Origin of the sequence: Fundidesulfovibrio agrisoli (genome assembly GCF_022808715.1) — a bacterium.
Classification (GTDB): Bacteria; Desulfobacterota; Desulfovibrionia; order Desulfovibrionales; family Desulfovibrionaceae; genus Fundidesulfovibrio; species Fundidesulfovibrio agrisoli.
The window spans coordinates 2,648-15,164 of the sequence record NZ_JAKZKX010000015.1; the positions used below are offsets into that span (position 1 = coordinate 2,648).

Below are 12,517 nucleotides of genomic sequence, written 5' to 3' on the forward strand. Positions count from 1 at the left end.
ATTTTGTTTTGGGTGTGGGGTTTGGGGCCGGGGCCGCGGCGCGCGCCCCGCCGGGGGGCCGCCCCGCGGCCCATTTGGGAGTCCAGAGGGTCGAAGGCAGGACTTCGTCCTTTGGCCGCCGGAGGCTCTCCTCATGATACATCTCGCAGGAACCAAACGCCGGAGCCGTGAAGAACAAGATGCCTCCGGCGGCCAAAGGGAGTTCCTCCCTTTGGAATCCCGTATGGGGTTCTTCGCGGGGCGGGGAGGCCGGGGGTGAGCGGGGGGACGGCGGTATACGCGCTCACGCCGCAGGGTGCGGCGCTGGCGGTTCGGCTGGTCCGCGCTCTGGGCGGGGAGCTGTTTTTGCCCGCGCGCATGGCGGCGGATGCGCCGGGGGCGCATGGCTTCGCCTCGCTCACGGAGTTGGTTGGGGAAAACTTTCATGTGTATGCGGCCCATGTGTTCGTGGCGGCCTGCGGCATCGTGGTCCGGGCCGTGGCCCCGCACCTGCGCGGCAAGGACGCCGACCCCGCCGTGGTGGTGCTGGACCAGGGCGGCCGCCACGCCGTGAGCCTGCTCTCCGGCCACCTGGGCGGCGCCAACGACCTGGCACGCGAGGTGGCGCTGGTCTGCGGCGGCGAGGCCGTGATCACCACGGCCACGGATTGCGCGGGCCTGCCCTCCCTGGATGTGCTGGCCCGCGACAGCGGCCTGGCCATCGAGAATTTGGCGGCGGTCAAGGCCGTGAACGCGGCCCTGCTGGAGGGCCGCCCGGTGCAGCTCTTCGACCCGCAGGGCAGGCTTGCCGTGCCTGGGGAGCACGCCGGGCTCTTCGAGTGGTTGGCAGCGCCCCACTTGTTGGACCTGGAGAGGCCCAGCGTGCTGGTGGACTGGCGCGCGGGCGGTGCCGGGCCGAACAGCCTGGCCCTGCGGCCCAAGGCGGTCGTCGCGGGGGTGGGCTGCCGCAAGGGCACGCAGGGGGCGGAGATCGTGAAGGCGCTGGCCCAGGCCTGCGCGGCGCGGGGCGTGGCCCTGGGCAGCGTGGGCGCGCTGGCCAGCATCGAGGCCAAGCGCGGCGAGCCCGGCCTGGCCGAGGCCGCCCGGGAGCTGGGCGCGGAGCTGATATTTTTCCAGGCTGGGGAACTGGCGGGGGTGGCCGTGCCCAACCCTTCGCCCATGCCCCTCAAACATGTCGGAGTGGAGAGCGTATGCGAGGCAGCCGCGATGCTTGCGGCCGGGACGGCGAAACTGCTGGCCCCCAAGAGAAAGACGCCCACGGTCACCGTGGCGCTGGCGCTCCGGGCATGAAGCCGGGGCGTTTGAGCGTGGTGGGCCTCGGCCCCGGCGACCCCGGCCTGCTGGCCCCGCTGGCGGCCGAAGTGCTGGAACACGCGGCCGTGGTGGTGGGCTACGGCACCTATCTGGACCTGATCGACCCGGAGCTGCTGGCCCGCAAGGCCGTGATCTCCACGGGCATGATGGGCGAGGTGCAGCGCTGCGAAAAGGCCATCGACCGTGCCCTGGCCGGTGAGGACACGGTGGTGGTCTCCAGCGGTGACGCCGGGGTCTACGGCATGGCCGGGCTGGTGCTGGAGCTGCTGGAGGCGCGCGGCCTGCTGGAAACCGTGGAGTTCCAGGTCGTGCCGGGCATCCCCGCCGTTATCGGCGCGGCGGCCATCCTGGGCGCGCCCCTGACCCACGACTTCGCCTGCGTGAGCCTGAGCGACCTGCTCACCCCCTGGGAGCTCATCGAGAAGCGCCTGGACGCGGCCGCCTCGGCCGACTTCGTGATCGCGCTGTACAACCCCCGTTCCAAGAGGCGCAGCGGGCAACTGGCCCGGGCGCTGGAGATCATCGGCCGGCACGCCGACGCTCGGACCCCGGCGGGGCTGGTGCGCAACGCCTGGCGCGAGGGGCAGAGCGCTCTTTTGACAACGCTCGGCCAAATGGACCCCGAAGCGGCGGACATGCTCAGCATAGTGGTGGTGGGCAATTCCCAGACGCGCGTTGCGGGCGGCAGGATGCTCACGCCGCGCGGCTACGCCGGAAAATACGTCTTGGGGGGTCGTTGAGGCGCCTGGGCGCACTCTTCCAAGAGCGCAGATTTCTCGCAACGCGCCTTGACACGGGCTTGCATCTAAAAGTAAACCCTATGTGAATTTTTTCATTCAACTTTTTGGTGAGGAGGTGGAAGGATGAGGAAACCGTTATTTGTCATGTTGGTGTGCGCCGCTCTGGTCGGCGTGTTCTGTCTGCCCGCTCTGTGGGCCGTCGAAGCCCCCAAGGACATGGTCCTGAAGCTGCCCGAGGGCACCGCGACCAAGGCCCCGGTGAAGTTCGCCCACGCTGGCGCCGGTCACAAGGCCCTGGACTGCAAGGCTTGCCATCACAACTGGGACGGCAAGTCCGACAAGGGCATGAAGTGCTCCGACAAGGGCTGCCACGACATCTTCGACCCTGCCAACAAGTCTGACGTGAAGAGCTTCTACAAGGCTTTCCACGACATGAACTCCACCAAGAGCTGCTTGGGCTGCCACAAGAAGGCCAAGGCCGACGGCAAGAACGCGCCGATCGCCTGCAACGCCTGCCATCCCGCTGCTCAGTAGCGAACAACCCCGGCGCGGGCGGTTCGTCCGCCCGCGCCGGATTTTTCCCGCCTGGAGGGTCCCGTGGCCAACGCACCCGAAGACATCATCGAGTTGACCGACATCATCGAACGCGGGCCGGGAGCACCCAAGGCCGACGCCTCCGCATCAGGGGGCGACCTGAACTTCGAGCGCGAGCTGGAAGACCTTTTCTCTGACACCGCCGAGCCGGCCGGAACGAAGGCCTCCGACGCGATGCCCGGGTTCGACGGGCTGGACCTGCCCGACGAAACGGGCATACCCGGCGAGGACATCGACCTGGACGGTCTGGACGCCCTGCTGGCCGAGGCGGGCAAATCCCCCTCCACCGCGGCCAAGCTCGAAATCCCCGACGACTTCATGGACATGGCCCTGGGCGCGCAGGCCCACGAGCCCGCCGCGAGCGCGGCTGCGTTCGCATCGGCCCCCGCCTCCGAGGAAGCCAAGCTGGCCCTCGAGGCCCTGACCGCCCGCCTGGACACCCTTGAAGCCAAATTTTCCGGCCTGGGCGAAACCCTCGCCCAGACCTTCATGCCCATGGTGGACGAGGCCCTGGCCGGGTTCAAGGCCGGGCTGCCCGCCATGCCGGACGCCGGAGAGCTGGAATCCCGCCTGGATGCCAAGCTCGAGGAGCGCCTGGATTCCCTGAAGCAGGAGCTGGCCCCCGCCCCCGTAGCCGAGCCCCTGGACACCGCCGCCCTGATGGCCGACGTGGACGCCCGCCTGGAAGCCCTGAAGGGTGAAATTTCCGAAGCCGCCGCCATGGCCGAAACGGCCGCCCCCGTGGACCCCGTCCCCCTCGTGGCGGAGCTGGGCGAGCGCCTCGAGGCCGACATCGCGGCCCTGAGCGGGCGCGTCGACGAGCTTTCCGGGGCGCAGGCCGCCGCGCCTGTCGCCGCCGCACCGGCCGACCAGACGGACCTGCTGGCCGAGGTTGACGCCCGGTTGGAGGTCTTCAAGGCCGAGGCCGCGTCCCAGGCCGACGCCCTGGGCGAGCGCATGAGCGCCGAGTTGGACGAGATCCGCCAGGGCCTGGCCGCTCTGGAGGCCCGCATCGGCGCGCTGGAAGCAACTCCCGAACCCGCTCCCTTCCCGGAAATCTCCGAGGAGGACGTTCCTGCCTCTGAAACCGCGGGGCCGGACCTCTCGAACCTGGTGACCCAGGACGCGCTGGACGCCCTGCGCCAGGAGCTACTGGCCGAGATCGGCCGCACCGTGCCCGCCGCCGCCGCCCAGATCATCCGCGAGGAGATCAGGGCCCTCGTGCAGGAAATGGGCGAATAGGGACGCAACGCCGGTCTTTCCCGGAATCCGTTCATGCCACGCGCCCCCCGGGACGCCATCGGCCTCTGTCTGGGGGCCTCCTCCATATCCTTCGCCCTGGTGTGCGCCGAGGCGGACGGGGTTCGCCTTGCGCGGGGCGGTTCCGTGCCCCACAACGGCGATCCCGCCAGCACCCTGCTGAGCGTTCTCGAATCCATTCCCAACTGGCGCGAGCTGCCCCTGGCCGCCACCGGCAGGCGGCTGCGCGCCATGGTGTCACTGCCGTCGCTCAGCGAGCCCGAGGCCGTGGAGCTGGCCGCCGCGCACGCCCTGGGCGGGGCCGGGGCCGTCACGGTGCTCAGCGTGGGCGGCGAGACGTTCATGGCCTACGGCCTGGACGCCCACGGCAAGGTGCGTTCCATCCAGTCCGGCAACAAGTGCGCCTCGGGCACGGGGGAGTTCCTGCTGCAGCAACTGGGGCGCATGGGCCTCGCCGTGGAGGATCTCTCCAGCATGGACCATGCGGCCGAGCCCCACGCGGTGTCCGGGCGCTGCTCCGTTTTCTGCAAGTCGGACTGCACCCACGCCCTGAACAAGGGCGCGCACAGGCAGGAGGTGGTGGCCGGGCTCGGCCGCATGATGGCGGGCAAATGCCTGGAGCTGCTCACGCGCATGCCCGTGCAGCGCGTGCTGCTGGCGGGCGGTTGCGCGGCCAACCCCTACCTGCTGCGCTTCCTGCGCGAGGAGTTGCCCGGCTTGGAAGCGCCGGAGAACGCGGCCTGGTTCGAGGCCACGGGCGCGGCCCTCTGGGCGCTGGACCACGCCGGGCCTGTTGGCGGCGCGAAGATTTTCGCCCCGCGCGAAGGGAGCTTCGTCCGGCTCGGGCCGCTCTCGGAGGCGCTGCCCCTGGTGGAGTTCAAAGAACACCCCCGGGGCCGGGCCAGGGAGGGCGATGTCGTCCTGGTGGGCCTGGATGTCGGCTCCACCACCACCAAGGGCGTGGTGGTGCGCCGCGGCGACCGGGGGGTGCTGGCCGGGGAGTATCTGCGCACGGAGGGCGACCCCGTCGGGGCCTCCCGCCGCGTTTACGCCAGCCTCGCCGCGCAACTTGGGGCGCCGGTGCGCATCGTGGGCCTTGGCGTCACGGGCTCGGGGCGGGCCATCGCGGCCTTGCACGCCTCGGCCACGGCGGCCATCAACGAGATCGTGGCCCACGCCGCCGCAGCCCTGCACTACGACCCCGCCGTGGACACCATCTTCGAGATCGGCGGGCAGGACGCCAAGTACACCAGCCTGAGCGCCGGGCGGCCCTGCGACTCCGCCATGAACGAGGCCTGCAGCGCGGGCACGGGCTCCTTCCTGGAGGAGTCCGCGCGGGAGTCCCTGGGCGTGCCCACGGACGCCATCGCGGAGCTGGCCCTGGCGGCCGGGAGCACCCCCAACTTCAACGACCAGTGCGCGGCATTCATCGGCTCGGACATCAAGCTGGCCGTGCAGGAGGGCCTGCCCCTGGAGGACATCCTGGCCGGGCTGGTGCACTCCGTGTGCCTGAACTACGTGAGCCGGGTCATGGGCAGCCGCCCCGTGGGGGAGCGCGTGTTCATGCAGGGCGGGGTCTGCTACAACCGGGCCGTGCCCGCGGCCATGGCCATGCTCACGGGCAAGCGCGTGGTGGTGCCGCCGGACCCCGGGCTCATGGGCGCGCTGGGCGTGGCCCTGGAGGTGGAAGCGCGCATAGCGCGCGGCCTGCTGGCGCAAGGAACGTTCGATCTGGACGAACTGGCCGCGCGGGAGGCCCGCCAGCGCGAGCCCTTCACCTGCCGGGGCGGCAAGGGCGGCCAGCACGGGTGCGACCGGGGCTGCCGCATCGCCCGCATCGAGGTGGGCGGGACCGTGCATCCCTTCGGGGGCATCTGCAACCGCTTCGAGAACCTGCGCCAGGGCCGCTCCCCGGACGCCGCCGCGCTGGACCTGGTCATGGCCAGGCACCGCCGCGTCTTCCGCAGCCTGGAGCCGCCCGCGCAAGGACGGCAGGTGGTGGGGCTCAACCGCTCCTATCTGGTGAACACCTATTTCCCGCTGTTCGACGCCTTCTTCAAGGAGCTGGGCTACGGGGTGCTTCTGCCGGAACGTGCCGACCCCGAAGGCGTGAAACGCCGTGGCGCGGCCCTGTGCTACCCCGGCGAGCTGGCCCACGGCTTCATGGCCGACCTGCTGGCCCGCAAGCCCGAGGCTGTGTTCCTGCCGCACATCAGCGGCGTGCCGGGCGAGCCTGGCCAGGCCACGTCCTGCACCTGCGTGCTGCTGCAAGGCGAGCCCTTCTACCTGAGCAGCGCCTTCGGCGAGCTGGCCGCCTACGGCCCCAGGCTCTTGCGCCCCACGCTGGACTTCACGCGCGGTCTGGAGGCGGCGGAGAAAGCCATGCTGGGGGCCGCGCGGGGCCTGGGCGCGGATGCGCGGACCGCGCGCCGGGCCTTCGCCGCCGGTGTGGAGGCGCAGCGCGCCTGCCGGGCGGACCTGGAGCAAATGGGCCGGGAGGCGCTGGAGAGGCTGGAGCAGGGCGACGGGGCGGTCCCGGGCGTGGTGCTCTTCGGCCGGGCCTACAACGCCTTCGCCCCGGAGGCCAACAAGGCCGTGCCCGAGAAGCTGGCCACGCGCGGGGCCATGGTCATCCCCTGCGACATCCTGCCCCTGCCTCCGGGCTTGCGGCCGGAGCCGTCCGTTTATTGGGGCCAGGGGAGGGTCATCCTCCAGGCGGCCCAGGCCGTGCGCCGCCACCCGGGCCTCTACGGGGCCTACGTCACCAACTTCTCCTGCGGGCCGGATTCCTTCCTGCTGGGCTACTTCCGCGACGAGATGGGCGCCAAGCCCTCCCTGACCCTGGAACTGGACAGCCACACCGCCGACGCCGGGCTGGAGACGCGGCTGGAGGCCTTCCTGGACATCGCCGCGAGCCACAGGCGCGGCAACGGGACCGGGAGGGCAGCCCCGGCGCAGGGTTCCGCGCCCCTCTCCACCCCGAAAGCGGGCTGCGTCCTGGAAGCGAACAGCGGACGGCCCGGCGTGGTGGACTCCCAGGGGCGCTGGCTGCCTCTGACCCATGAGCGCGTGCGCCTGGCGCTGCCCAGCATGAACCCTTACGGCACGGCCCTGGCGGCGCGCGCCCTGGAAGGCATGGGCATCCGCTGCGTGGGCCTGCCCCCGGCCGACGAGGAGGCCCTCAAGCGCGGGCGGGGCAACTCCTCCTGCAAGGAGTGCCTGCCCCTGCAGCTCACGGTGGGCACCCTGCTGGACTACCTGGAGAAGCGCCCGGACGGCGAGGTCACGGCCTATTTCATGCCCGGGGCCCAGGGGCCGTGCCGCTTCGGGCAGTACAACGAGTTCACGGCCAGGATGCTGGCCAGGCGGGGCATCCCCGACGCCGTGGTGCTCACCCCGCTGGCCGACACGGGCTACGCGGGGCTGTCGAACAGCGCCACCCTGGGCATCTGGCGCGGGCTGGTGCTGGGCGATTTCCTGGACGAGGTCCGGGCCGTGCTCCTGGCCGCCGCCAGGGACCCTCGGGAGGCCGAGGCCGAATTCGAAAAGGAGCTCGGCGCCATGCTCCAGGCCATGGGCCTGCCCTGGAAACGCGCCCTGGCCCGCCTGGGCGAGAGCGCCGGACGGCTGGCGCGCATCCCCCTGCGCCTGCCCGCGATGGAGACCCCGACCGTCTCGCTGCTGGGCGAAATCTTCGTGCGCAACGACCCCATCTCCCGCCAGCGGCTGGTGGAGCGCCTGGCCGCCAAGGGCATCGCCGCGCGCACCGCGCCGGTGCACGAGTGGGTCTTCTACACGGACTGGCTCCAGAACGAGGGGCACACCGCGCCCCCGGGTATCGGCGGGCGCATCCGCCAGTGGGTGAAGCGCAGGGCCTACCGCCAGATCCGCGCGGCGCTCGCCCCATCTGGGCTGGTGCGGGGCCACACGCCGGACATCCCGGCCCTGGTTCGCGCCGGGCGGCGCTTTCTCACGCCCGCGCTCACCGGGGAGGCCATCCTCACCGTGGGCGGGGCCTTCCATGAGATGCTGGCCCCTGCCTGCGGGATTGTCTCCATCGGCCCGTTCGGCTGCATGCCCGCGCGACTGAGCGAGGCCTTGCTGGCCGACGCCTTCAACACCACCACCCTCGCGGAGCTCTATCCTGAGCGGGTCCGCGCGCTGCCCGAAAGCGAGCTGGGCAGCCTGCCCTTCCTGGCGCTGGAGACCGACGGCAACCCCTTCCCCCAGCTCATCGAGGCCCGGCTGGAGGCCTTCTGCCTGCAGGCGCTGCGGCTGCACGAGGCGGCCCTCAAGCGCCCGCAACGCGCCCCGTAACACATCCGTAACATTCCGTCCGGCGCCCGTCCTTGCGCTTTTCCGGGGGAAATGTAACCGGATCGCCATAATGTCATCATGGCTTCGTCACGGTGCCGTGATGTATGGCCCCAGCGGAGGGTATGGCAATGACCAAGGAAAGCGTGCTGCTGGTGGAAGACGACGAGGACATCCTCCAGTTGCTTGAATACAATTTTCAGAACGCCGGGTTCGCGGTGACGACATCGCGCGACGGACTGGACGCCCTGACGCGCATCCGCCGCCAGCGCCCGGACCTGGTCCTCTTGGACATCATGCTGCCCGGGGCCGACGGCTTCGAGGTCTGCCGCAGCATCAAGCGCGACCCCAAGACCGCCCAGGTGCCGGTCATCATGCTCACGGCCAGGGGCGAAGAGGTGGACCGCATCGTGGGCCTGGAGCTGGGCGCGGACGACTACGTGGTCAAGCCCTTCAGCCCCAGGGAGCTCATCCTGCGGGCCAGGGCCGTGCTCAAGCGCCTGAGCCCCGAGGCCCCGGCCAAGCAGGTGCTGCGCAAGGACGGCCTCAGCGTGGACATGGACGCCCACCGCGCCGAGGCCCAGGGCCAGGAGATCCCGCTCACGGCCACCGAGTTCAAGCTGCTGGCCGAGCTTTTCAGGAGCCAGGGCCGCGTGCTCACGCGCGATCAGCTGCTCAACACCGTCTGGGGCTACGAGTTCGAGGGCTACGCCCGCACCGTCGACACCCACGTGCGCCGCCTGCGCCAGAAACTGGGCCACTATTCCGAAATGATCGAGACCGTGCGCGGCGTGGGCTACCGCTTCAAGGAGTAGGGGACCGGGCCATGCTCTCCTACGGAATGCGGCTCTTCGCCTCCCACCTGGCGGCCTGCGGCCTGGGCCTGTGGGTCTACGTCGAGATGGCGGACCAGCGCACGGGCCTTGCCCTCGCGATAGCCGTGTGCGTGCTGGTGGCGGCCGTTTCGAGCTACGCGGTCACGCGCCGCCACGCCCGCTTCATCCGCCAGTGCGCCGGAGTGCTCGGGGCCGTGGCCGAAGGCGACTACGGGCGCAGGCTCTGGCCCGAGTCAGGCCTGGCCCTGGAGGAGCTGGCCCAGAGCGTGAACGCCATGGCCAGCGGCATCGAGAGCCAGGTCACCGCGCTGGCGGCGGACAAGGCCCGCATCGAGGCCGTGCTGGAGGGCATGCGCGAGGGCCTGATGGTGCTCAGCGAGGAAGGCCGCATCGTCATGACCAACAAGGCCCTGGACGACATCTTCCCCCATGCGGCCGAGGCCGTGGGCAGGCTGCCCATCGAGGCCGTGCCCTGCCCCGAGCTTCAAAACGCCGCGGAAACGGTGCTGAACTGGCAAGATGCGCAGCGCCCCGCCGTGGTCTCTGTGCAGATCGAGCCCATGCACGACAGATTCTTCGACGTGAGCCTGGTGCGCCCGGTGCGCCGCCACCCCGGCCTGGGCGCGGTGCTGGTCTTCCACGACCTCACCGAGTTCCGGCGGCTGGACAAGGTCCGGCGGGATTTCGTGGCCAACGTCTCCCACGAGCTGCGCACGCCCCTGACCTCCATCAAGGGCTACGCCGAGACGCTGCTCGGCGAGAGGCAGTTCCTGGAAGGGCAGGGCAAGCGCTTCCTGGACGTGATCCTCAAGAACGCCAACCACATGTCGAAGATGGTGGAGGAGCTTTTGAGCCTGGCGCGCATCGAGAACGACCGCCAGGCCCCGGTGAAGACCCCTGTGAAGGCGGGTGAGGCCCTGCGCGCGGCCCTGCGCGAGTGCGCGGCGCTCTCCCGGGAGCGCTCCGTCACCGTGGAGATCCGCCTGCCCGAGGGGGACGTGACCGTCTCCGCCGACTCGGGGCAGCTCACGCAGGTGTTCCGCAACCTGCTGGAGAACGCCTTGAAATACGGCCCATCCGGCTCCATGGTGATCGTCTCCCACAGCGCCGGCAACGGGGAGGCCACCTTCTGCGTGGAGGACATGGGGCCGGGCGTGCCCGAGGCCGAACGCCAGAGGGTTTTCGAGAGATTCTACCGCGTGGACAGGCCGCGCATGAAGAGCGAAGGGGGCACGGGCCTAGGCCTGGCCATCGCCAAGCACATCGTGGAGCGCCACGGGGGCAGGATATGGGTGGAGCAGGCCCGCGACCGGATGACCGGGGCCGCCTTCTGCTTCAGCCTGCCCGATGCCTCATAATCGAGTCGTGAACAAGGATCGACAATGACAACGCCACTGAAAATGTCCGCCAGAAACCTGGACTTCTACTACGGGGACTTCAAGGCCCTGCACGCCGTGAACCTGGACGTGCGCACCAACGAGGTCACCGCGCTGATCGGGCCGTCGGGCTGCGGCAAGTCCACCTTCCTGCGCTGCCTCAACCGCATGAACGACCTCATCGACATCGCGCGAGTGGAAGGCGAGTTGCTTCTGGACGGGCAGGACATATACAAGGGCGGGATGGACGTGGTGGAGCTGCGCCGCCGCGTGGGCATGGTCTTCCAGAAGCCCAACCCCTTCCCCAAGACCATCTTCGAGAACGTGGCCTACGGCCTGCGGGTCAACGGTTCCTCCGACAACGCCTTCATCGCCGGGCAGGTGGAGAAGAGCCTCAAACAGGCCGCGCTCTGGAACGAAGTGAAGGACCGCCTGCACACCAACGCCCTGGGCCTCTCCGGCGGCCAGCAGCAGCGCCTGTGCATCGCCCGGGCCCTGGCCGTGGAGCCCGAAATCCTGCTCATGGACGAACCGGCCTCCGCGCTGGACCCCATAGCCACCCAGAAGATCGAGGAGCTCATCCACGAGCTCAAGGAAGACCTGACGATCATCATCGTCACCCACTCCATGCAGCAGGCCGCGCGCGTCTCGGACATGACGGCCTTCTTCTACATGGGCAAGCTCATCGAAATGGACCAGACCGAGACGATCTTCACCCGTCCGGCCAATAAGCAAACCGAAGACTACATCACCGGCCGCTTCGGCTAGGAGGGGAACCCATGGACCAGCGTTTTCAGAAGGAAATGGAGCAGCTCAAGGTCAAGGTCCTCCAGATGGCCGCCTACACGGACCGCGCCCTGGAGCGCGCCCTGGCGGCCATCGCCAACCGCGACGCGGAGCTGGCCCGACAGGTCATCGACTCCGACCGGGACATCAACGCCATGGAATGCGAGGTGGACAACCTCTCCCTGCGCCTCCTGGCGCTGGACCAGCCCGTGGCCATGGACCTGCGCTTCATCGTCTCCAGCATGCGCATGGTGGTCGACCTGGAGCGCATCGGCGACGAGGCCGTGAACATCGCGGAGCAGGCCGTGCTGCTCGCCCAGCTGCCCGCCATGAGCAACCTGCCGGACCTGAACTCCCTTGGCTCCCAGGTCACGGACATGTACCGCCTCGGGGTGCGCTCCTTCCGCGACCAGGACCCGGAGCTGGCCCGCCAGGTCTGCGCGGCGGACTCCGTGGCGGACGACCTGAACATGAAGGTGCTCAAGGAGTGCATGGACGCCGGGGCGGGCGAGGGCGGCCTGAATGGCCTGGACCGCGCCATCCGCACGGTGATCGTGGCCCGCTCCATGGAGCGCATCGGCGACCTCTCCACCAACATCGCCGAGGCCTGCATCTTCGTGGTCAAGGGAGTCTCGGTGAAGCACCACTGCCAGCCCTTCTAGCAGCCTGTTGAAAAATCCCCGCTGGCTGCGTTGCCTCGAAAAAGTCAAACCCTCACGTATGCCAAATACGCATCGGGCTTGACTTTTTCGAGCACCTTGCCAGCGAATTTTTTGAACAGGCTGCGAAGTCCAACGTCATCAGCGGGCCGCCAACCTCGCTTTGCAACGCTGACAATAGCAAGGCCGCCGGGACAGGCAACTGTCCCGGCGGCCTTTTCCTGGCGCAAACAGATCAAGCGGCAACGCGGCCCAGCGCGGCGGCAGGGCGCGCAAGCGGCCCGCCGCGGTGCGGCACTCTAGGACGCGGCCGTTAGAAGCGCATGGCCGGGGAGTAGCCCCGCGCCTTCATGCAATTTGCCGTGGCGTCGTCGACCTCGACGTTCTTGCCGGGGGTGTAGTGGTCCAGGCTGCCCAGGGAATAACAGTCCTGATAGTCGGCCGCGGCCTGTTCACGGGTTGCGCCCTGCTTGGAATAGGGCGGGCTGGCGCAGGCGGCCAGACTGGCGAGGGCGGAGAGCAGCAGGATGATACGCAACATACGCATGGCGGGCTCCTTGATAGTCGATGCCTTTCTGGTTAGAGCAAGGTGGGCTGGGAGTCAACGCGGCCGTTGCGGCGCGGGTGCGCCGGAATAG

10 protein-coding genes are annotated in these 12,517 nt (G+C 69.6%); 9 read left to right on the top strand and 1 reads right to left on the bottom strand.

Going from position 1 to position 12,517, the window contains the following annotated elements; all coding sequences use genetic code 11:
* Positions 1-255 precede the first annotated feature (255 nt).
* The 9 genes from MLE27_RS11655 to phoU all read left to right on the top strand — a co-directional run bounded on the left by MLE27_RS11655 (position 256) and on the right by phoU (position 11,882).
* On the top strand, positions 256-1,290 hold the full coding sequence (locus tag MLE27_RS11655) for a cobalt-precorrin 5A hydrolase (RefSeq protein WP_243312251.1): 1,035 nt from the start codon (positions 256-258) through the stop codon (positions 1,288-1,290).
* Positions 1,287-2,054 (top strand): precorrin-3B C(17)-methyltransferase, encoded by a 768-nt coding sequence (gene cobJ, locus MLE27_RS11660; protein ID WP_243312252.1) that lies wholly within the window; start codon positions 1,287-1,289, stop codon positions 2,052-2,054. Before MLE27_RS11655 ends, cobJ begins: the two co-directional genes overlap by 4 nt.
* Positions 2,055-2,198: 144 nt before the next feature.
* Positions 2,199-2,588, top strand: coding sequence for a cytochrome c3 family protein (locus MLE27_RS11665; RefSeq protein WP_243312253.1), 390 nt, complete (start codon positions 2,199-2,201; stop codon positions 2,586-2,588).
* Between the two features lie 63 nt (positions 2,589-2,651).
* Entirely contained in the window at positions 2,652-3,890 is a 1,239-nt protein-coding gene (locus tag MLE27_RS11670) for a hypothetical protein (RefSeq protein WP_243312254.1), read from the top strand.
* 33 nt (positions 3,891-3,923) lie between these two features.
* Complete coding sequence (locus tag MLE27_RS11675; RefSeq protein WP_243312255.1) at positions 3,924-8,225, top strand: BadF/BadG/BcrA/BcrD ATPase family protein; 4,302 nt, start codon at positions 3,924-3,926, stop codon at positions 8,223-8,225.
* A 128-nt stretch (positions 8,226-8,353) separates the two neighbouring features.
* Complete coding sequence (locus MLE27_RS11680; RefSeq protein ID WP_243312256.1) at positions 8,354-9,037, top strand: response regulator; 684 nt, start codon at positions 8,354-8,356, stop codon at positions 9,035-9,037.
* A gap of 11 nt (positions 9,038-9,048) precedes the next feature.
* Positions 9,049-10,416 carry a sensor histidine kinase gene (locus tag MLE27_RS11685; RefSeq protein WP_243312257.1) on the top strand — a complete coding sequence of 456 codons (1,368 nt, stop codon included), beginning with the start codon at positions 9,049-9,051 and terminating at the stop codon, positions 10,414-10,416.
* Positions 10,417-10,440: 24 nt separating this feature from the next.
* Positions 10,441-11,202, top strand: a complete 762-nt coding sequence (gene pstB, locus MLE27_RS11690; protein ID WP_243312258.1) for a phosphate ABC transporter ATP-binding protein PstB — start codon at positions 10,441-10,443, stop codon at positions 11,200-11,202.
* A gap of 11 nt (positions 11,203-11,213) precedes the next feature.
* Positions 11,214-11,882 (top strand): phosphate signaling complex protein PhoU, encoded by a 669-nt coding sequence (phoU, locus tag MLE27_RS11695; protein ID WP_243312259.1) that lies wholly within the window; start codon positions 11,214-11,216, stop codon positions 11,880-11,882.
* 310 nt (positions 11,883-12,192) lie between these two features.
* Here the strand turns inward: phoU and MLE27_RS11700 are convergent, their stop codons facing one another.
* A complete protein-coding gene (locus tag MLE27_RS11700; RefSeq protein WP_243312260.1) occupies positions 12,193-12,426 on the bottom strand; it encodes a hypothetical protein in 234 nt (77 codons plus the stop codon).
* Positions 12,427-12,517: the final 91 nt, after the last annotated feature.

What these genes read in the sequence shown, in the direction of transcription:
- cobJ (WP_243312252.1), top strand. Translation starts at nt 1,287, where the DNA reads ATGAAGCCGGGGCGTTTGAGCGTGGTGGGCCTCGGCCCCGGCGACCCC.
- MLE27_RS11685 (WP_243312257.1), top strand. Translation starts at nt 9,049, where the DNA reads ATGCTCTCCTACGGAATGCGGCTCTTCGCCTCCCACCTGGCGGCCTGC.
- pstB (WP_243312258.1), top strand. Translation starts at nt 10,441, where the DNA reads ATGACAACGCCACTGAAAATGTCCGCCAGAAACCTGGACTTCTACTAC.
- MLE27_RS11700 (WP_243312260.1), bottom strand. Translation starts at nt 12,426, where the DNA reads ATGCGTATGTTGCGTATCATCCTGCTGCTCTCCGCCCTCGCCAGTCTG.
- phoU (WP_243312259.1), top strand. Translation starts at nt 11,214, where the DNA reads ATGGACCAGCGTTTTCAGAAGGAAATGGAGCAGCTCAAGGTCAAGGTC.
- MLE27_RS11680 (WP_243312256.1), top strand. Translation starts at nt 8,354, where the DNA reads ATGACCAAGGAAAGCGTGCTGCTGGTGGAAGACGACGAGGACATCCTC.
- MLE27_RS11675 (WP_243312255.1), top strand. Translation starts at nt 3,924, where the DNA reads ATGCCACGCGCCCCCCGGGACGCCATCGGCCTCTGTCTGGGGGCCTCC.
- MLE27_RS11665 (WP_243312253.1), top strand. Translation starts at nt 2,199, where the DNA reads ATGTTGGTGTGCGCCGCTCTGGTCGGCGTGTTCTGTCTGCCCGCTCTG.